Below are 20,121 nucleotides of genomic sequence, written 5' to 3'. Positions count from 1 at the left end.
CCCTATCTTCTACTTAGAATCCTTTTTGCAACTTCTTCAAGTCTTGGGTAACTGTATTTAAAAAATGTCTTATAAGCTCTACAGAAGTAGTTACGTCCCATTTTGCCATTGTCAAATTGGTCTCTATCACGTCTGCATCCGCCATGGCATAAGCGGTACCACTTGCACTTCATACATCCTGAGTCTTTAGCTTGTGACTGAGGGATAAAGTTAATGGCTGTTCGGTTTACTTCTAGTGTCTCAAAATCATCTGTTAGGAGGTTTCCAATTTTATACTCATCCATTACATAGAAGTCACAAGGGTATACCCCTCCATCTGCTTCTATAACGTACTGATGTGTACAAGTTCCCATCATGCCGCAGGCTTCAGGATAGTAACCTAACATCTTTTGAAGTAAATTCTCAAAGTATCTTATATAGATAAACTCACCTTTTCTAAGGGTCTCATACCATTTATCAAAAAGGTCTTTAAGGAAAACTTCATAATCCTCTGGTAAAAGTGAGTAATCTTTGCTGCCTTTTTCATCTTGTATATCATCAAGGCAAGGAATGAACTGTAAGTATCTAAAGTTATGTGCTATGTAAAAATCATAAATCTCTTTAATATTCTTCGTAACCTGTTTTGTGACAACGGTTAGGATATTATACTCTACCTTATACTGATCAAATAAGGCAGCTGTCTCCATAAGTCTCTCAAAAGTACCTTCTCCATTTCTAAAACATCTTAATCCATCGTTCACTTCTTTTGTACCATCTACAGAAAGTCCCACTAAGAAACGGTTTTTACCAAGGAACTTAGCCCATTCTTCTGTAATAAGTGTTCCATTAGTCTGAATAGCATTTTGTACAGTTAAACCAGGTTTAGCATACTTCTTCTCAAGTCTTACAAGCTCTTCATAAAACCCTAATCCTACTAATGTAGGCTCTCCTCCTTGAAAAGCAAAAGTACAGCTTCCTTCAGCTCTTTCCATTGCTTTTTTTACAAGGACTTCTAAAGTTTCTACTGTCATTTTCCCATAGCTTTTTACACTTCTATGGTCACTGACATCTGCATAAAAACAATATTTACAAGCTAAATTACACCCACTTGAAGCAGGCTTAATCAGTAAATGAATTGGTGGCATAATATTATCACTTCCATTCTTTAATTCTATTGATCTTACAAAAAGCATGGCGCGCTATATCTCCATGTGCACTTATCCAGTCTGCAAGATTATTTTTTATGTTTAAAATAAGTTCTTGTTTATCTTCCTTATAAATAAGGTTATTCATCTCATAAGGATCAGTTTGAAGATCGAAGAACTGATCTTCTCCTGCTCCATTACCTTTATTAATCATCTTTACTTCTAGGTTATTGTCTGCTAAATAATAAAGCTCTTTACTTGCTTCGCTACTGCTTGTTTTATCCGCACCTAATTCTAAGTGTCATTTTCCTGTATAGCTTAGGTTGCTACAGCCTGATTGATACAGATTAGCCTTCATACTTGTTTTAGAAGGATAGCTCCCTAACATTAATGAGCTTCTAGCTGGTGAGCATACAGGCATTTCCTCTAGTTCTTTTTGCATATACTCATCCCAGTAATAACGAAGTGGGTCGATTCGTAGATTGCCTATACTGTATCTTACCACAAATTTTAATCACTTCATGCTCTCTATCTGGGTTATTAATGCGCCATACAACTTGCTCTGCTAAGCGTCTGCCTACTTGATGAATATCAATATAAACAGAAGTTAATTGGCTTTCTTCATCCTCTCTAAAAATATCATCAAATCCAGAGATACGTATATCTTCTGGTACCCTTACACCATAATTAGCCAGCTTTTTTATAACCTTTTGGGCTATAACATCATTGGCACATACAAAGGCATCAGGTAGCAAATTAATATCATGTACGAGGCTTTCTATTGCCCCTTCTGTTTCCTTTTCAAAGTAAAAATGTCCTTGTCTATGACTCGTAAAACAGTATTCATTATGTAGTTTTAATCCTGCATGCTCATGTGCATTTACAAAGCCTAACCATCTTTCTTTAATGCTTTTACAATAGCTTGTATCTCCTATAAAACCAAGTATCTCATCTCCTTGTTCGATGAGCTGGCGTGTTATCTTATAAATGCTTTTTCTACCTTCTAATACAACCACATCTGTATTCATTTCTATTATATCAACCCCTAGGGGTATATCAAAATAGACAACAGGAATACCTGTTGTTGCTAACTTCTCCATGGCTTCTTTATTATAGAGATTCATGACAATAATTCCTGCAATATCTACTTCTTTAATGATACTAGGGACCTCAAATACCTTTTCCTGATCAAAATTCAAGAAATTATACAAACAAGTAAATCCTTTATCTGTTAATTCATTCGTAATTCCATTAATAATGTTTCCCCAAAAGGTTGAAAAGTCTGGTGCAATAGCAAGAACAAGAATATTTTTAGCTTTACTTACTTCTACTTTTTGATGCCCCTGACTCATTTTATGCTCTTCTAATAAATGCTCTGGTAACTTTGTATACCCTAACTCAATGGCTGCTTCTATTACTTTATTTCTTATATTATCTGAAACCCTTCCTCTGTCATTCATTACTTTAGAAACCGTATTACGTGAGATGTCTAAATAGGTTGCAATATCATTTATACCTATTCTTTTCATTTCACTTCCCCCCCTTCACGAATTCACCAATTACCCTCTAAATAAGTTTTCTTATTTTACATTTTTATCAAATTCTTTTTACGTTTTATATACTTTATTATAACTTGTTTTCAGTTAATTTTCTAATATTTCAATAAATAAGTTTATAATTTTGTGTATTTTATATATTATTAGCTTAATTTTTTATTTGAAATTTATATGGATTTTGAAGTCTCAAATTTTACATATTTTACAGTTCTTTGGTTTGCTCTTTTTATATAAACTTAGAGATTTTGTAAAAAAAGCTGCCTCATAATAAGGCAGCCCTTTTGGTCTATTCTAATACTAAATGTGCTTCTACAGGATAATGATCTGATAGATAAATGCCTTCTTCTACATCATCCCATACTCCTATTTGATCACATATAAACTCTTTACTTTTATAGATATAATCAATTTTAATGAAATCTTGTGGTTTCCCAAAATTATGGAAAGTATATTCTATCCCTTTTGTCGTATCTTCAAGTATGCCATCTTCCTCTATAACTTGGATTTCCTTGCATTCAGGACCTGCATTAAAATCACCCATTAATAAGCTTGGTAATGGGAAACATTCATAATCTTGTTTTATTCTCTCTAACACAAGGCCTATACCAAGCAGTCTCGCTTGCTCTCCTTCATGATCTAGATGCGTATTATAAACACGTATTGGTTTAATCCCATTCTTATGTTTTAATAATGCTACTGTACATACTCTAGGACAGATACTTTGCTCCTCAAATCTACTACCTGGTAAGTAAGGTGTAGGAGAAAGCCAAAACGTTTCTAATCCAAATAACTCAAAAGTATCTCTCCTATAAGCAATCGCATTATGTTCGTCTGTATAATCTTTTGCTCTTCCACATCCTACAAGATTATATTCTGGGAAGCTTTCTTCAAACCATGCTTTCATATGAGGCAGCATTTCTTGAAAGCCTATAATATCAGGTGATTTCTCTTTAATTTTTCTAATTATGTAAGGTTTACGATATTCAAAGTTATTTTTTCCATCCTCTTTACAATCATAACGCATGTTATAAGTTACTACTTTTAGTTTATTCATTGTCATACCTCTCTCCTTATTGTCTCGTGGGATTTATTGAATTACCCCTATCTATATATCATTCTAAAACTTTTAAACTTTTTAGTATAGTATAAAATTCTATAGTTCAATGATAATAAAAGGAGCAGAAGATCGCCCTTCTACTCCTTTTATTAATTATTATTTTATTAATTATTATTTTCCTAAATAATCATCAAGTTGTGCTTGAGCTTCTGCAAGAATATCTTGGTAACCTGCTTTATTAAGCTCTTCTAACATTTTTGGCACTACTTCATCAGGATTTACAGAACCTGTAATAAGTGATGGTTCGTATTTAGCTTGAATATTTGCACATGCAGCTACTTGGTTATTTACCTTTTCTGTATTAAATGTGAAACCTAAAGCTGGTGAAGAGAATGATTCTTCAAGTTGTTTTTGAAGATCTGTCCATTTTTCAGCTGGTGCTGGATCTGTTACATACATATTGAAGAAGGTACCTTGTGAATAAGCTGGTGCGCCGTATCCATCATTTAATACTTCAATTGTGTTTTCACCAGTTTTCTTGTAGTGTTGATTTTCAATACCAAATGCAAGAAGGTTTCTTAAGTATTTATCTGTGTTAATAAGTTCGATGTATTTAACTGCTTCTTCTTTATGTTTTGATCCTTCTGAAACAACAATAAATGATCCCTGAATTGTTCTTGTTGAGTACCCAGGACCAAAGAATTTATGTGATACTACAGGATATTCAGCAGATCTTGACCAGTCAGCATCTGCATGTGGATAACCCTGTGCTGCATTAACGGCTTTGTATTTAGGAGTTTCTGTAAGTGTTGCTGCATCCGGGTTAATAAGCCCTTCATTAAACCATTTATGTAAGGTTCTTAAATTATTCATTACACCTTCTTGTTCCCATGGTGAAACAACTGTTGCAGATGGATCATCAAAGCTTACACTTACATATGGTTTTGTTAAAAGCTCATCCATCTTATTGATTGTTACCATGAAACCATTGATACCTTCAAGTCCCTGTAACATAAGAGGATATTTACTTGGATCATTTTCTTTAATTTTCTTAAGTGCTGGTTCAAGTTCTTCTAAAGTATTGATATTTTCATAATCAATACCAAGCTTTTCTACAAGTTCTTTATCCCATACCCAGTATTGAGCTTGAGCTGAATCTTTGTAAGCTGGTACACCAATAATTTTATTACTAATTGTCATCCCTTGCCAAAGTTCTTCTGGGATGAAATCCCAAAGTGCTGGTGCTACTGTTGGTACAAGTTCAGATAAATCTGCGAAGTACCCTTTTGAAGCTAAATCTTGATAGTTATTAATACCTGCGCCGAATGCCATATCATAGCTTTCACCACTTTGTACGATTTGAGAAAGTTTTTCGCCGTATTCACCCCAGCTTGCATATTTGATATCTACTGTTACACCAATTTTTTCAGCTGTGTATTTATTAGCTTCTTCTACAACAGCTGCTAATTCTTTTGGTTCACCACCAATAGTCCACCATACAAGGTTAACTGTTTCTTTATTTTCCTCTTTTGCCCCATCTGCTGGTTCTTCTGCTACTGGTTTACTATCATCTGTTGCTGGAGTCTCTGCTGCTGGCTCCCCACTACATGCTGTCATTGTTCCTACTGACATAATGCCCACTAATAAAAGTGCTAGTGCTTTCATTTTTTTATTCATGACTTACTTTACCCCTTTCATTTTCACCTTTTAATATGTGATTGTGAGTCTATCATTAAATTCCTAAGAATTTAATTTCATTTTACTCCTTTACTGCACCTACAGTTAAACCTGAGATGAAGTATTTTTGGAAAAATGGATAAGAACATGCAATTGGAAGTACGACAAGCATTACAATTGCCATCTTAACACTTTCTGTTGGGAGCTTTGCAATAACATCAGCTGCTGAAGCTCCTATCAAACCTACATTTTGGTTGAGGAACTGAATGTCTTGCTCTATTCGATTAAGCATAGCTTGTAGCGGAACAAGTTTTGCATTATCAATGAAAAGTAAAGCATTATACCAGTCATTCCAGTAACTAAATGTAAGGAATAACCCTACTGTAGCAATAGCCGGTAATGAAATTGGAAGTACTATTGTTGTAAAGATACGAAGCTGGCTGGCCCCATCAATTTTAGCCGATTCAACAAGCGCATCTGGTACTGTTGTCGTGAAGAAAGTTCTTAGAATAATAATATAAAAAGATGACACAGCCATAGGAAGCATCAGTGCTAAAATGTTATCCTTAAGGCCTAGCATATTAGCAACTACAATATAAAAGGAAATCATACCTCCACTAAAGAGCATCGGAATGAAAATCACCCATGTAAAGAATCCCTTAAACTTAAAGTTTTTTCTAGATAGTGCATAAGCAATACTTGTGTTAAGCACTAAACCTAAAATGGTACCACCTACAGTAACAATAAGAGAAATTTTTAAAGAAGCCCAAATAGAAGCCCGCCCCTCCCATAAATACTTATAAGCATTTATAGCAAATTCTTTTGGCCAGAATTGATATCCATACTGTGCAATAGCTTGCTCTGAACTAATTGAAATCATAAAAACTAATATAACTGGTAAAACACAAATTAATCCAAAGAATATAAATAAAGCTGAAAGTAAGAAGTTACTTGTTTTAGAAATTCTATTAAATTTTTCAATACCTTCAAGTACTGGTTTTTTCTTCATTTAATGTCCCCCCTTTTTAGAACAATCCATTTTCACCATCAATTTTCTTGACAATGGTATTAGCTGTTAGAATGGTAATAAATCCAATAATTGATTGGAAGAAAGCTGCTGCTGAACTCATCGCCATGCTACCTGTACCTTCAATAGCCTTATAAACATATGTATCAATAGTAGCTGTGGTATTGAAAAGTGTTCCTGCATTTTTAGGCACTTGATAGAATAGGCCAAAGTCAGATTTAAAGATATTACCTACTGCCATAATGAACATAATAATGATAATTGGTTTAATAAGAGGGAGGGTTACATATTTAATTTGTTGCCATTTCGTAGCTCCATCAATAACTGCTGCTTCATAATAAGTTTGATCAATACCTGCAATAGCTGCTAAGTAAACAACCATACCATAACCTACTGTTTTCCAAACTTGCATGAAGACTAATATGTACGGCCAATACTGATCTTGCATATACCACTGAATTGGATCTTTACCTAAAGTCACAAGGATTTGATTGACAATTCCTTTATCATAGCTTAAGAATGCAAATACAAAGTAACTTACTACTACCCAAGATAAAAAGTGTGGTAAAAACATAGCTGTCTGGCATACTTTAGCTAATCTCCTGCTATAAAGCTGTGTTATACCTATTGCTAATGCAACAGGCACTACCGTTCCTAAAATAATAAAGAGTGTGTTATACAAAATGGTATTACGAATAATAATACCTGCATCTGGTGTTTTAAATAAAAATTCAAAGTTAGTGAAACCAACCCATTCACTTTTAAAAAGACTTGTGATAAATCCTTGTCCTGGAATCATTCTGAAATCTTTAAAAGCAATTAAAATCCCTATCATAGGCAAAAAACTAAATACTACATACCAGATAAAAGTTGGTAACGATAACAGTGTGAGTTCTATATCATCGCGACTTACTTTAAACCTGTTTCTTTTATTTTCCTTTTTCACACTAAATCCTCCTCTTCTTATTTTTAGTTGCTTATTAAATTATTGTTCGAATTTATATTTTAAATTTCGAATAATAATTTTTAAATTAATTTTTATATTTTTATTAATTTAAAATATATACTATCACTCATTTTATACAAATTCAATAGATATACATAATTATTTTATATATTTTTAACACATTTTATCTTTTTTAATTATTGTTATATGGCTAGTATCTTAAATATCGTAAACTATTTATTTTTAGGTATCTTAAGTAATAATATGTAAAATATCTTTTTGCTTTTAGGATGCAAAAAAGGAGTTGCCTAGGCAACTCCTTTACTATTTCTTACTTTGTATAAATTTCATTATAGAACTACATTGTGTCTCAATATGTTTAGTCGCTAACTGAGATGCTAACTCACTATCTCTGTTTTTAAGTGCTTCTAACATTGCATTATGTTCTGCAATAACAGCACTGCTTTCTTCTGTATTCTTAAGATACGTAATACGGTAGCGTTGTACCTGTTCTCTCATGTTATTGTAAAGCTGAACAAGCTTTTCATTTCGAGAAGCTTCTGCGATAGTATCATGGAATTCAATATCTTTTTGAATCATCACTTCAATATCGTCTTCTTTGGCTGCATATTCATACTCTGCAATAATAAGTTGAAGTTTTAAGAAAGAACGCTCGTCCATATGTTTGCATGCAAGTTTTGCTGCTAATGCTTCTAAAGAAGCACGTACTTCTAATACATCTTGAATGTCTTTTCCTGTAAACTGTGCAACTTGTGCACCTTTACGTGGAACCATGATAACAAGACCTTCAAGCTCAAGTTTTCTAATCGCTTCTCTAATTGGTGTACGGCTTACACCTAATTTCTCACCAAGTTGTGTTTCCATTAATCTTTCGCCAGGCTCTAACTCCCCATTTAAAATTGCCTTACGTAAAGTTTGGAATACAATATCCCTTAATGGTAAATATTCATTAATTTTCATGTTTGAACTTTCTTCTCTCACGTCTTTTCCCCTCTCTTTTGGCTTTACAAAATGTACTTGTCACATGTACTTCTCTGAGTCCACATTGATTTTTAAAGTATTCTGCTGCCACTGCTGCTTTATATCTACTTGGGAAAATACCAAATACTGTAGGCCCACTGCCACTCATCATACTTCCTAATGCACCATACTCTATCATATCTTGTTTAATCTGTTCGATTTGAGGGTGCATCTTAATGGTTACGTCTTCTAATACATTATCCATATTGTTTGTAATAAACTGTATATTACGTGCTTTAATAGCTTCTACATACTCGTCTGTTTTAGGATGCTTTGTAATTTCATCTACCTTTAATGCTTTGTATACACTTGCTGTAGAAACACTAATATTAGGCTTTGCAAGTAAAATATGCATACTTGGCAATGAAGGTAATGGTGTAAGTACTTCCCCTATTCCCTCCGCAAGCACTGTTCCCCTTAAAATACAAAATGGTACATCTGCTCCTATTTCAAGTCCTATCTCCATTAACTTCTTCTTACTAAAATGCGTCTCAAATAATTTATTAAGCCCTACAAGAACTGCTGCTGCATCACTGCTTCCACCAGCTAAACCTGCTGCTACAGGTATACGTTTAAAGATATCTATATAAACACCACTTGTTATATTCGCCTCTTTTAAAAACTTCTCTGCTGCTTTATACGTAATATTTCTATCGTCTTTTGGAAGCCATGCTAAATTATTATTAATACGAATACCTGGAGTTTTAGTCTTTTTAACGGTAATAGTATCATACAGATTAATTGTCTGCATAATCATTCTCAGGTCATGATAACCATTATCTCGTTTGCCCACTACATCTAGCGTAAGGTTAATCTTACCTCTTGCTTTAAGTACTATTGTATCCATGTGTAACTCCTTCGTGATTTAGCGTTTTTTATATTATACCCTTTTAAAAAAGTGTTAGTCAATAAAAATGTATTTCGTGTATACAATAAACAAAAGAAGCTATTATATGCTTACCTCACTAGCTGCTTCATGAGTGTACCGTAGCTCTCCCTCTAACCTAGGTGCATGGAAGGACAGTCAGAACGAAAAAGAAGGAGCCACTTTGCAGCCGCCCCTTTAATTTCTATTAGAATTTTGTTTTCTTAAGGATAATGAGTTTCTGACCAATATTAATTGGTGCATTTTCATCTAAATCATTAATCTCTACAATGTCTTGTACTGTTGTATTAAAACGTTTTGCAAGATTCCATAAGGTATCACCTTTTTTAACGATATAAACAGTAATACTTGGATAGCTGTTAAGCTCTTCCTTATCCATATCTGCTACATCTACTTGATTAATCGTTTGAATGTTACCTTTATTATAAACGTTAGCCATATAATCAAGTCCATATTCAAGCATAATATCATTCTTATTGTATACGCCAGCTTCAACATCTTTAGGTTGTACTTTAACTTCTACATAAGAATCTTCATTAAGCCCTTCAAGTGTAAGATCTTGGCTGAATGGAATCATCTCCATAGCCGTTTGAATCATGTTTACACTTTCTGGATCAATATAAACAACTTTAGCTTCAAGCATGCCGTTAATTGTCAGCTTGTCACCTTCAACTTTCTTTTCATCAATAACAGGCTTTAAGTTTACACTGAAAATTTGGTCGATCATAGGTGCACCGTTTTCAAGTGTAATGACATCTTTCTTAGATGCCTTAGCTACGCCTTTTGAAGCAAGTGTCATATAGTCTTCAGATGTATTCGTCATCTTAACTTTTTTACCTGGGCAATAGACATCATCTATAATTGTCTCTGTATCTTCATCAAATGTGTTGTATTTGGCTTCTACAATACATTCTACTTCTATGACACGGTCTTCCCCATCAAAGTCAGGGCAAACCTGCATATAGATAGGTTTAACACTCAAGTCACAGTTCCAGTAAGCTTCTTCATTTGGTTTTGGAAGGTCTGTGCTTCCTGCAAAAGGAATACGATGTTTAACAATTTCAACTGGCATATCAGGCTCTTGAGTTTTATACATTGTACTGACTTCTACAATACCATTGTAAAGAATTTCGCTTTCTGTACGTTTCGTTTGTTCTTCTTTAATACAGGTATTCATTTTAAGAACTTCACCAATGCTACATTTGCCTTGTGGAATTGTAAGTTCGTCTTTTACTACAAGTTTTTCTGTCCCACTTTGAGAAGGCTTAATAACACTTAATGTACCTGTATTCGTTTGAACAGCAACATCGCCTCTAACCTCTGTCACAAGCTCCATTTCTTTTGGTTTTGTAGCTTCCACACAAACCCCTATAATAGACTTCACGTTAAGCTTACGTTCATTTAAAATATTCCAATGCATATGCTCAATATTATAGTTAAAAGCTACACGCTGATTATTGCTTACACCTTCTAAGATAACGAAATCTTCAAGTGGAATACTTCCCTTCATCGTATAAATTTCTTTTGAATTATTTTCAGGTACATATAAAATTGTTGTATCTAATTGCCCTTTATAAACTACTCGATCCTCTTGTACATCTATCTGGTCAATATTAATCTCTCCGTCTAAGTAAAGTACTCTTTGCATGTCAGGTTTTCCATCTGGAACAATAATGTCTCTTTCTTTGACAACTTGTACTGCTTCTTTTCTTGTCATTTCATTTAGTCCAATTTGTTTCTTTACCAGTTCTAATGCCATTTTTACGCTCCTCCTCTTCTAACCTTTACACTATACCTATGTATATGAGTATGAGTTATCCAACTTCTATTTCATGTATATTCATTCTGAAATAGAAATATGTATTTTTTCTAAGCATAAAATAAAAGAGACAGCTGGCGGATTGCTGCCTCCTTTCTCTATTTATAAACGAACACACTAAGTAAACACATTTCCTGCGCCGTTAGGATAATGAGTCTACTAAACCTACCACTGGTCCTCCTTTTCGTGCTACCCCTAGAATTTCATACCCTCCTATCCCTTTAAACTGGGTCAATGTATTTTTTATGGCATGTTCTATGGGGAGCACTTCATTAAATGGACAATAGGCAATACGCTCGACAATAAACACAGGATCTAATGCATGAATAAGCACTCTTGCAGGGGAGGCTGCATAATCTGCACCTGCCTCTAACAATGCCTCGAAGTAGGACTGACAGGCACCTGCAAATATAATGAGTTGCTTGTTATTTTGGCGGGCTTTTCGGGCTTCTTTAACAGCCTCAATAAAGTACTTTGAGTTTTTATACTCATTAATATCATAAAGGTTCTTGTAATTTTTATTTAAAGAGTCATGTCCAGTCAAAACAAGTATATCTGGGTTATGTTTTTGTAGTAAACCTCCTATTTTTTTAGGTTGCTCAAACTCAAGGACATTCTCACCAACCGCTGGCACCCCCAATGTCTCATAGTACTTCATACACAAATTAAGATAGAATGAGTCTCCATCTATATGCAGTACTTTCCCTGTTTTTTGGAGCACGGGTTTGTTTTGGTCCTTAAGTATTTTCTTCTCAGCCACTAACATTTTTACTCTTTCTTGGATCTGTTCCATCAAATAGCTTTCTTTGTTTGTAAATCGCATCCCTCCTGCTAGCTCCAAATCTTCCATTGGTGCATCTGCTATAATTCTATAGGATATCCCTTTTAATTTTACAATACCGTCAGATTTTATTTCCAATACTTTAAATAGCACATCACGATTGTAAGAGATACGCACGACATAATCTCCAACCTGAATCATCATAGATCTTCGCTCCTAGACTATCTATCTCTCTATATCTTATTACAAGACTAGGAAGTCCTATGACTACCTTATGTAGGTGCTATACAGCTGCTTTTACTTAAGGACTGTATATTTCTAATGTTGGCTCTCTAGAATGAACACTCATTAAATCTATGTAAACATCCTCATATGCTTTAAGCACTGGACGTGGTTTTTTAAAGGCACTTGTTAGGTAGATCACATTATTTTCTTTCTTGTATACACTAAGATGTCTTCTCATATCCGTTTTATGTTTAAGACGCTCCATAGCAAAGGTAGTTTGTTTTTTTCTAGTTCCTTTTTGTGATGCTTGCTCTGAAATACTCTTGGCAGTTCCCATGCTTGATTCTTCTATAGTGGTTTCTTCCGCTGATAATGCTTTTTTAGCCCTTTCTTCTTTAGCTTTTTGGTAACGGGCTTCGACCTGCTCAGTCACCTCATGAATCTTCTCTTTAACAGTATGTGCTACTTTACTGACCGTTGTAACCACTTGCATAACCTTTTCTAAAATTCGTAATTTAAACATTACTTATCCCCCTCAATTTCATCGTTTATTTTTTCAGCTGTCTTGCTTGGACTTATCCTATCACACACTTCCAATTAATGGGAATATTGAAGTAAAAAATAAGATGCTTCATCGGCTCTTAGCCATTGAAACATCTCAAAAATTTTTTTCAAATATTTTTTACTTTATCCAAGGTGCAATTAAAACATTAATAGCCTCTTTAATTGCTTGAACCTTACAAGTAGCATCTTCTTCACTACTTCCCTTTACACCAATATAGAACTTAATTTTGGGTTCCGTTCCTGAAGGGCGTACACATAACCATGCAGCATCTGTAAGCTCATAGTAAAGTACATTGGATTTTGGCAAATGACCTACTCCCTTTTCGTAATCCCTTGTACGAACGACTGTATACGTACCAATAGTACTTAAACCCTCCTCTCTCAGATTTTTCATAACATCTTTCATTTTACTGAGTCCTTCTATCCCTTTTAAGGTAATAGACTGTACTTCTTCTTTATAGAAGCCATATTTCTCATATAAAGAAATAAGTCCCTCATATAAAGTCATACCTTTTGTCTTATAGTAAGCAGCCATTTCTGCTGCAAGCATGCACGCTATTACTGCATCTTTATCTCTTGCATAAGTGCCTGCTAAGCAACCATAACTTTCTTCAAATCCAAAGAGATACGCTTTATCTCCATGACTTTCAAATAATCTAATCTGCTCTCCTATATATTTAAAGCCTGTTAATACTTCCATTACCTCTACATTGTAGGCCTTACAGATTGGCCTAATCATTTCTGTTGTAACAATGGTCTTAATAACTACACCTTTTGAAGATAGCATACCTTTAGTTGCCCTTTGGGACAGAATATATTCTGTCAGCATAGCGCCTAACATGTTGCCTGTTAATACCTCATAGTCTCCATCATAGTTACGAACAAGTACACCTACTCTATCAGCATCCGGATCCGTCCCCATAATAAGGTCTGCCTGTACGTCTTTTGCCAAGCCAATTGCTAACTTAAAGGCTTCTTTATTTTCAGGATTAGGGCTTGTAACAGTAGGAAAATTCCCATCTGGCGCTTCTTGCTCTTCTACAACATAAATATTTTTAAATCCCACTTCTTTAAGAATCGTCCTAACGGGTATATTGCCAGTTCCATGAATAGGTGTATAAACAATCTTAAAGTCCCCCGCTACTTGATCAATCACATTTTGGTTTAATACTTGTTCTTTTACACAAGCTATGTAGGCTTCATCTACTTCTTTACCTATAATAGTAAGAAATCCACTTTCTAAGGCCTTTTCCTTCGAGATAGTCTTAATTAAGTTAAAGTCTGTTAGAGCATTAACTTCTTCTATAATCATCTGATCATAAGGTGCTATAACCTGTGCCCCATCACTTCCATATACTTTATAACCATTATATTCTGGTGGATTATGACTTGCTGTCACTACAATACCTGCATCGCACTTTAAGTGACGTACTGTAAAAGATAACTCTGGTACGGGCCTTAAAGCCTCAAATAAATAAGCATGAACACCATTAGCCGCAAGTACAAGTGCTGCTTCTTTGGCAAAAACATCTGAGTAATTTCTTGAGTCATAAGCAATAGCTACTTTAGGATCTATTAAAGCTTGCCTATTAAGAAAATTAGCAAGTCCTTGCGTAGCTTTTCTAACGTTATAGATATTCATACGATTGGTTCCCGCTCCAATAATACCCCTTAACCCTGCTGTCCCAAATTCTAATTCTGTATAGAACCTGTCTTCAATTTCTTTAGGATCTTCTTTAATTCCCCTTAACTCTTCTTTAGTTGCTTCATCGAAGGCATCTCCTTCTAACCACTCTTGATACTTATGCATATAACTCATCTGTATTGCCCCCTTACATATATTCCATTTTTTTACACTTCCTAATTATATTATAATTTTCACAATATTTAAAGCAAAAAAGAGTAGACATATGATACTCATATCTCTACTCTTTTAGTCAGGCTGGTATACGTTCACTCGTCACCCTCAGCCCCTTGCTTTAGAACTCTGATGGTATAAAGATTATCCCCTAGTCCTACTAGTTCAAGTACATCTTGATCCTTTACATTATGCATATTGGTGAGTTCACCTTGCTCATTAAATATAAGTGTATGTCCTGTATAGTGATAAATCTGTCCCTCAAGCTCAATCTTTCTGTTGGAATGATCTATTTGAAGATTGGTCCTATTAGTCTTTTTAAAAGCCTTAGCTGTAGGCTTAATACCTATTAAACTTTCTTTTTCTGGTTGATAGATAATATCTACTATTTCCCCAACTTCAATCTCTGAGACAGATATTGCATTCTCTTCTTTATCGGTTATCTTGGTTGTAGGTTTAATTTTATGTGCCCTAATCTTTTTTCTCCCTATATCTAAAAAATGAATTTCTTCCTCATTAATTTCTCTTACCACACCTATACTTGTTATATAAGATTCCTCATCCTCTTCTTCTATAGTAATGTGCTCTTCTTCTATAGGTGGCATAGATGTCGCTAAAAAATACTCAATCCCCTTAAACATTAACATTAACAATCCAGTAAGTCCTATACATGAGATAATAATGACTGCTATTATAAACCTTTTATCCCCTCTCACCCTTTAACCTCCTTTGTAACTTGCGAACTTATTTCTTCTATTTAAAGTTCCTTTGCAAGTTCTTTAGCGGCCAAACATTGAGCCTCTTTATAGACGAGCATATTTTCCCACTTATGTTCAAACATACTATAATTATTACGGTGCTTGGAGTTTGTATACTTATAGCAAATGCCTGCATACTTCTCTGGAAAAATCAACATCGCTTTAAGTACGTTAATTTCATTATAACTTAAAGTATGAATCGCATTATAACTGGTAATAAGCTTATCAAGAAGTACTATATTCCAGTTATTTTTCTGCATGATTTTCGTCAGTACATTCGCAAGGTCTATAAGCTGAATATTATATGTGCATGTATCGAGGTTATTAATCATATAACAGTCACTGCCCTCAATCTGTCCTACTGCATGATAGGTATAGTCATTATGAATAAGAGTTTTTTCTAGGCGCACCTTATTAATAAGTTCAGCCGCAATTTGTGGTGTAATCAAATCTAGTGCCATATATTGAAGTGCTTCATATGCTTTATAATCATTTAGAAACATGATCTCAAACTTCGTTTTTTGTGAGAAGTTTGAAATTTTCTTTCTCATATGCTTTCCATCCACTACACGTTTTTGGAAATACTCATAAATATTTTTAATACTAGCATTCTCTACATCTCTCGTTTTAGACTCTATATTTTTAGCTGCTTTATGAAATTTTGCCAGTACTTCTATAACTGCCTTAAGGTCCTTCTCACTGGTAAAATCTATTTCAATTGTTTTATTATAAGACTGTAATATATAATACCGATCTTGATAAAGTCCATAAGGGTTTTGTTTTTTTGTTAAATAGATTTTTGCAATCTCTGTGAAACCTTTGTGGAGAAGTTGTTGTGTCACTTCATATTGAAAGCAGATTTGATCTTTTGGCACAATGGTTTTCCTAAGCATCAGGCTACCTTGCTTAGTGTCTAAATAATAATTACTACGATTATATTGAACTTTTTTTATACTCATATCATATTGTGCAAAGAGCTCATTCCCCATCGTTTTCATCTCTATCCCCCCTTCTAAACATTGATTTATCTCATCTCTCTTATGTATATGTTCAGTCCTAAAAAAAAATATCTATTTTTGTACGAATTCGTTCACAATTATGTGATACAATAAATGCCGTTAAGCATTACATATTTTTTTGAGGTGATTTTATGAAACGCAAAGGCTGGTTTATTCCTATCTTAGTATTCTTCGTTTGTACATGGCTTCTTATCGTTTATCAAAAAAGTACAAGTGAGCCCTATCTTGCACAAACTTCTAACTTAGCACAACTTCCTTGGGATAAAGAAAGTGCTGAAATTGAAAAAGTAGTTTTTTCCGCCCATTCTTCGGTCATTACGGCTAAAAGAACACAAAATGACTGGTTCCTTATAGAACCCTTAGAAGTTATGGCAGATCCTACATATGTTTATAATGTTATTTCACGCTTTGTCAGCCCAGGTCTAATTCACACGGTTGCATCTGAAGTTGAAGACCCAACAGCCTTTGGGATTTATGAGTATTCACCTTCTATTTCTTTATACGATTTAAATAATATGGAATATAAACTTATTGCAGGCAATGCTGCTGATGAAACAACTTATTATGCCTATAGTCCACTTACAAAATGTATTTATACCATAAAGAAAGAAATCTTTGATTATGTCTCCACAGACCTATCTCTATGGCGTACAAAAGATTACTTAGGCTTTTCTACAGATCATACTTCCAAAATAGCCTTATCCAAAAAAGGGGTCTTACATACGATTTTACCAAGTGGTGATAAAGAAACTTATACATCTAGTACACTCTCTATGGCGCAAATTACGAATATTATTTCTTTCTTATCCAGTTCTAAGGTCCTTAACTTTATTATGGATAATGCACCATCCCATATTGTTTCATCCTATGGTTTTAATACACCTGATTTTATTATCACCCTCTATCAATCTTCTGGAAATACACAAAGTTTTTCCTTTAAGCTTTCAGAAGATGGCCTTGCTTACTATGTTCTTGAGCAGTCTAATCATAACATTTATAAAGTACCATTTTTCCATATTTCAATTTAATAAAAGGGATGCTCTACCACTTATGAATAAGTGGTAGAGCATCCCTTTCCCTCTATTCTTTAATGTACTCTACAAGTACTTCTTTTATATTCTTCTCAGGATACTTTATTACATACTTTAAGGCCTTTTCTAAAGCTTCACCTACCGCCTTACCTGGTGCTATACCTTCTTTAATTAGGTCTCCCCCATTAATAGCAAGCATCTTTAAGTTATAGCATTCATGATTTACTACTATTTCTTCTTTTAACTTTCTTACATAAGCAATTTGCTCAAGTTTCATAGGTAATTTATCTAAACTTTGAGCCCTTGCATCTGCTTCATTCACTAAAAGTAATTGATCAAATAGCACTTCACCTGTTACTTTAAGGATCTCTTTAATATACACCTTAGTGATTTTCTGTCTAAGATGATAATCATGGTAACTTACAAGAAGTGTAACTTCTTTAATGGTCTGATTATCTAACCTTAAATCCTTAAGTACTTTTTTTGCAATCTCTGCGCTCACTTCAGGATGCCCATAAAAATGGTCTATTCCTTTTTTATCTGTCGATCTTACCTTAGCTTTTCCTATATCATGGAGTAACATAGAAAGTCTTAGTACTTCATCCTTTGGTGTATGTCTCATGGCCTCTATTGTATGATGTGCCACATCATATAAATGATGCGGATGATTTTGTGCAGTTGTATAAGTCGGAATGAATTCAGGTAATATATATTCTAACAATCCTAGTTCATAAAGTGTATGAATAGCCTCTGGCCTATCTGACATACAGATTTTAAGGAATTCATCACGAATACGCTCTTTGCTAATATTCTTTAGAAGGTGCTTGCACGCTTTAATGCCTTCTATTGTATTATCATCTATCTTAAAACCTAATTGAGCAGAAAATCTAACAGCTCTTAAAATACGTAAGGCGTCTTCTGTAAAACGTTCTTTAGCATCACGTACAGATTTAATAAGATTTTGTTCAATGTGTTTCTTCCCATTATAAGGGTCTACAAAACCTCTTACTGGATGGTAGGCAATAGCATTCATGGTAAAATCTCTACGAGATAAATCTAAAGTAATATCTGTTACAAAGCTTACATGCTCTGGTCTTCTAGAATCTTTATATTCTCCTTCTATACGATAGGTAGTTACTTCATAATGCTCTTTATCCACAATAACTGTTACTGTCCCATGCTGAATACCTGTATCATAAGTACGTTTAAAAGCAGCTTTCACTTCTTCTGGTTTGGCAGAGGTTGTAATATCCCAGTCATTTGGCTCACGTCCCATAATCATATCACGCACACATCCACCTACTACATAAGCTTCGTGACCATGCTTTTCAAGTGTATCTATTATAAATAAGGCATCCTTTGGAATTTGAGTATGTTCCTTCACTATTTGTTCCTCTTTCTCATCTTTGTTTAAATAGTATTGCCTTAATTATAGCACATTAGCCTTCTATTTATCCACAGCTTGGCTTTTCTAGCCTTTGTCTTATTCACAAATGCTCTAGTTATTAACATAAATCTTGTGTATATGTACATACTAATCTCTGAAATTTTAATTTTAGGAGGTTCTTATGTCATTCCCAACTTCTTTTCCCTCACAACATCAAAGTCAGCACCCTGGCTTAGAACATATGATGAATCCACTCCCTGTGTATGATGATGATCAATATGTAGGCAAGGGAACTATGCTTCAAGATAAGGTCGCTCTTATTACAGGTGGTGACAGTGGTATCGGGCGAGCTGTTGCTCTAGCCTTTGCGAAACAGGGTGCCAATGTATGTATTGTCTATCTTAACGAATCCGAAGATGCTAATACTATTAAAAACCAAATTGAAGCTCTAGGTAGACAATGCTTTCTTATTGAAACAGATATTACAGATAAGGCAAATTGTGAAATGGCTATTAGTAAGACTATCAATCACTTCAATAAACTTGATATTCTCGTTAATAATGCAGCCGTACAATACACTACTCAAAAGTTTGAACTTATTTCTGATGCACAATTTGATAAAACTTTTAAGACTAATGTATATGGTGCTTTTTATATGACTAAGGCAGCTCTTCCTCATTTAAAACAAGGTTCTAGTATTATTAACACCACCTCTGTTGTAGCCTTTCATGGTAATGAAACACTTATTGATTATTCTATGACTAAAGGAGCCTTAGTTGCCTTGACCCGTTCTCTTGCTATGTCTCTTGCTAAATCTAAATCAGGTATTAGGGTTAATGCTGTAGCACCAGGTCCTATATGGACACCATTTATTCCATCTTCTATGGATGCTACTCAAGTTACTAGCTTTGGTTCTAATACACCACTAGGCAGGGCTGGACAACCTATAGAATGCGCAGGTGCTTATGTCTTTCTAGCATCCGATGCTGCTTCCTATATTACTGGCCAAACCATCCACGTTAATGGCGGCGAAATTGTCAACGCCTAAATCCCTCTGACACAAAAAAAGATATTGAATACGTGGCGCTCATATGGCTCATATGGCTTAAGATTAGCATTTTTTATAATCAAATTTAATCCTTTAATAAGAGCAAATAAAAAGAGCCCTTAGGGCTCTTTCTATCTTCTTTATTTTTTGTTTCTATAGCTATCTCCAGCACCATGTACACCAGAACTCATTGCCGTTTTAAAACCATTACCTGCATTCATCGCATCTCTTGTATTATCTATTCTACTTTGTAATTTTGCTTCTTCAGTTTTCTGTTTTGCCATTATTATGCCTCCTACTTAAAGTATTTAATAAGA

General features: G+C 34.3%; 20 protein-coding genes. 2 read left to right on the top strand and 18 right to left on the bottom strand.

Annotated features, from left to right (window positions below):
* Window positions 1-2: 2 nt before the first annotated feature.
* The 16 genes from ACLTBU_RS10230 to ACLTBU_RS10155 form a co-directional block, all read right to left on the bottom strand.
* On the bottom strand, window positions 3-1,172 hold the full coding sequence (locus ACLTBU_RS10230; protein WP_412218776.1) for an anaerobic sulfatase maturase: 1,170 nt from the start codon (window positions 1,170-1,172) through the stop codon (window positions 3-5).
* Complete coding sequence (locus ACLTBU_RS10225) at window positions 1,132-1,338, bottom strand: hypothetical protein (protein ID WP_412218774.1); 207 nt, start codon at window positions 1,336-1,338, stop codon at window positions 1,132-1,134. The genes ACLTBU_RS10230 and ACLTBU_RS10225 overlap by 41 nt, the downstream gene beginning before the upstream one ends.
* An 87-nt stretch (window positions 1,339-1,425) precedes the next feature.
* Complete coding sequence (locus ACLTBU_RS10220) at window positions 1,426-1,566, bottom strand: hypothetical protein (protein WP_412218773.1); 141 nt, start codon at window positions 1,564-1,566, stop codon at window positions 1,426-1,428.
* Window positions 1,567-1,570: 4 nt separating this feature from the next.
* Entirely contained in the window at window positions 1,571-2,653 is a 1,083-nt protein-coding gene (locus ACLTBU_RS10215) for a LacI family DNA-binding transcriptional regulator (protein WP_412218772.1), read from the bottom strand.
* 313 nt (window positions 2,654-2,966) lie between these two features.
* Window positions 2,967-3,740 carry an endonuclease/exonuclease/phosphatase family protein gene (locus ACLTBU_RS10210; protein WP_412218771.1) on the bottom strand — a complete coding sequence of 258 codons (774 nt, stop codon included), beginning with the start codon at window positions 3,738-3,740 and terminating at the stop codon, window positions 2,967-2,969.
* 168 nt (window positions 3,741-3,908) lie between these two features.
* Window positions 3,909-5,414: an ABC transporter substrate-binding protein gene (locus ACLTBU_RS10205; protein ID WP_412218769.1), complete on the bottom strand. Its 1,506-nt coding sequence runs from the start codon at window positions 5,412-5,414 to the stop codon at window positions 3,909-3,911.
* An 82-nt stretch (window positions 5,415-5,496) separates the two neighbouring features.
* Window positions 5,497-6,423: a carbohydrate ABC transporter permease gene (locus tag ACLTBU_RS10200; RefSeq protein WP_320650510.1), complete on the bottom strand. Its 927-nt coding sequence runs from the start codon at window positions 6,421-6,423 to the stop codon at window positions 5,497-5,499.
* A 16-nt stretch (window positions 6,424-6,439) separates the two neighbouring features.
* Window positions 6,440-7,387 carry an ABC transporter permease gene (locus ACLTBU_RS10195; protein WP_412218768.1) on the bottom strand — a complete coding sequence of 316 codons (948 nt, stop codon included), beginning with the start codon at window positions 7,385-7,387 and terminating at the stop codon, window positions 6,440-6,442.
* 324 nt (window positions 7,388-7,711) lie between these two features.
* Window positions 7,712-8,389, bottom strand: coding sequence for a GntR family transcriptional regulator (locus ACLTBU_RS10190; RefSeq protein ID WP_330597584.1), 678 nt, complete (start codon window positions 8,387-8,389; stop codon window positions 7,712-7,714).
* Window positions 8,358-9,275 (bottom strand): 4-(cytidine 5'-diphospho)-2-C-methyl-D-erythritol kinase, encoded by a 918-nt coding sequence (gene ispE, locus ACLTBU_RS10185; protein WP_412218766.1) that lies wholly within the window; start codon window positions 9,273-9,275, stop codon window positions 8,358-8,360. The genes ACLTBU_RS10190 and ispE overlap by 32 nt, the downstream gene beginning before the upstream one ends.
* 226 nt (window positions 9,276-9,501) lie before the next feature.
* Window positions 9,502-11,073 carry an SPOCS domain-containing protein gene (locus ACLTBU_RS10180; RefSeq protein WP_412218765.1) on the bottom strand — a complete coding sequence of 524 codons (1,572 nt, stop codon included), beginning with the start codon at window positions 11,071-11,073 and terminating at the stop codon, window positions 9,502-9,504.
* 202 nt (window positions 11,074-11,275) lie between these two features.
* Entirely contained in the window at window positions 11,276-12,118 is an 843-nt protein-coding gene (gene yabG, locus ACLTBU_RS10175; protein WP_177671844.1) for a sporulation peptidase YabG, read from the bottom strand.
* Between the two features lie 97 nt (window positions 12,119-12,215).
* Complete coding sequence (locus ACLTBU_RS10170; protein WP_412218764.1) at window positions 12,216-12,662, bottom strand: hypothetical protein; 447 nt, start codon at window positions 12,660-12,662, stop codon at window positions 12,216-12,218.
* A gap of 159 nt (window positions 12,663-12,821) precedes the next feature.
* Window positions 12,822-14,522 (bottom strand): phospho-sugar mutase, encoded by a 1,701-nt coding sequence (locus ACLTBU_RS10165; RefSeq protein WP_412218762.1) that lies wholly within the window; start codon window positions 14,520-14,522, stop codon window positions 12,822-12,824.
* 134 nt (window positions 14,523-14,656) lie between these two features.
* Window positions 14,657-15,277 carry a hypothetical protein gene (locus tag ACLTBU_RS10160; protein ID WP_412218761.1) on the bottom strand — a complete coding sequence of 207 codons (621 nt, stop codon included), beginning with the start codon at window positions 15,275-15,277 and terminating at the stop codon, window positions 14,657-14,659.
* A 41-nt stretch (window positions 15,278-15,318) separates the two neighbouring features.
* On the bottom strand, window positions 15,319-16,317 hold the full coding sequence (locus ACLTBU_RS10155) for a hypothetical protein (protein ID WP_412218760.1): 999 nt from the start codon (window positions 16,315-16,317) through the stop codon (window positions 15,319-15,321).
* A gap of 152 nt (window positions 16,318-16,469) precedes the next feature.
* On the opposite strand from ACLTBU_RS10155, the gene ACLTBU_RS10150 reads away from it, so the two are divergent.
* Window positions 16,470-17,366, top strand: coding sequence for a DUF4340 domain-containing protein (locus ACLTBU_RS10150; protein WP_412218759.1), 897 nt, complete (start codon window positions 16,470-16,472; stop codon window positions 17,364-17,366).
* A gap of 52 nt (window positions 17,367-17,418) precedes the next feature.
* On the opposite strand, the gene ACLTBU_RS10145 is transcribed toward ACLTBU_RS10150, so the two are convergent.
* On the bottom strand, window positions 17,419-18,753 hold the full coding sequence (locus ACLTBU_RS10145) for a CCA tRNA nucleotidyltransferase (protein ID WP_337531933.1): 1,335 nt from the start codon (window positions 18,751-18,753) through the stop codon (window positions 17,419-17,421).
* Between the two features lie 184 nt (window positions 18,754-18,937).
* Here ACLTBU_RS10145 and ACLTBU_RS10140 point away from each other — a divergent pair, with 184 nt between their 5' ends.
* Window positions 18,938-19,804 carry an SDR family oxidoreductase gene (locus tag ACLTBU_RS10140; RefSeq protein WP_412218758.1) on the top strand — a complete coding sequence of 289 codons (867 nt, stop codon included), beginning with the start codon at window positions 18,938-18,940 and terminating at the stop codon, window positions 19,802-19,804.
* Window positions 19,805-19,944: 140 nt separating this feature from the next.
* Here the strand turns inward: ACLTBU_RS10140 and ACLTBU_RS10135 are convergent, their stop codons facing one another.
* Window positions 19,945-20,088, bottom strand: coding sequence for a hypothetical protein (locus tag ACLTBU_RS10135; RefSeq protein WP_177671836.1), 144 nt, complete (start codon window positions 20,086-20,088; stop codon window positions 19,945-19,947).
* Between the last annotated feature and the right edge of the window lie 33 nt (window positions 20,089-20,121).

Source organism: Zhenhengia sp. (assembly GCF_046966505.1).
Taxonomy (GTDB): Bacteria; Bacillota; Clostridia; order Lachnospirales; family Cellulosilyticaceae; genus Zhenhengia; species Zhenhengia yiwuensis.
The sequence above is the reverse complement of the archived record's forward strand: the minus strand, read 5'-3'. Positions and strand labels throughout refer to the sequence as shown.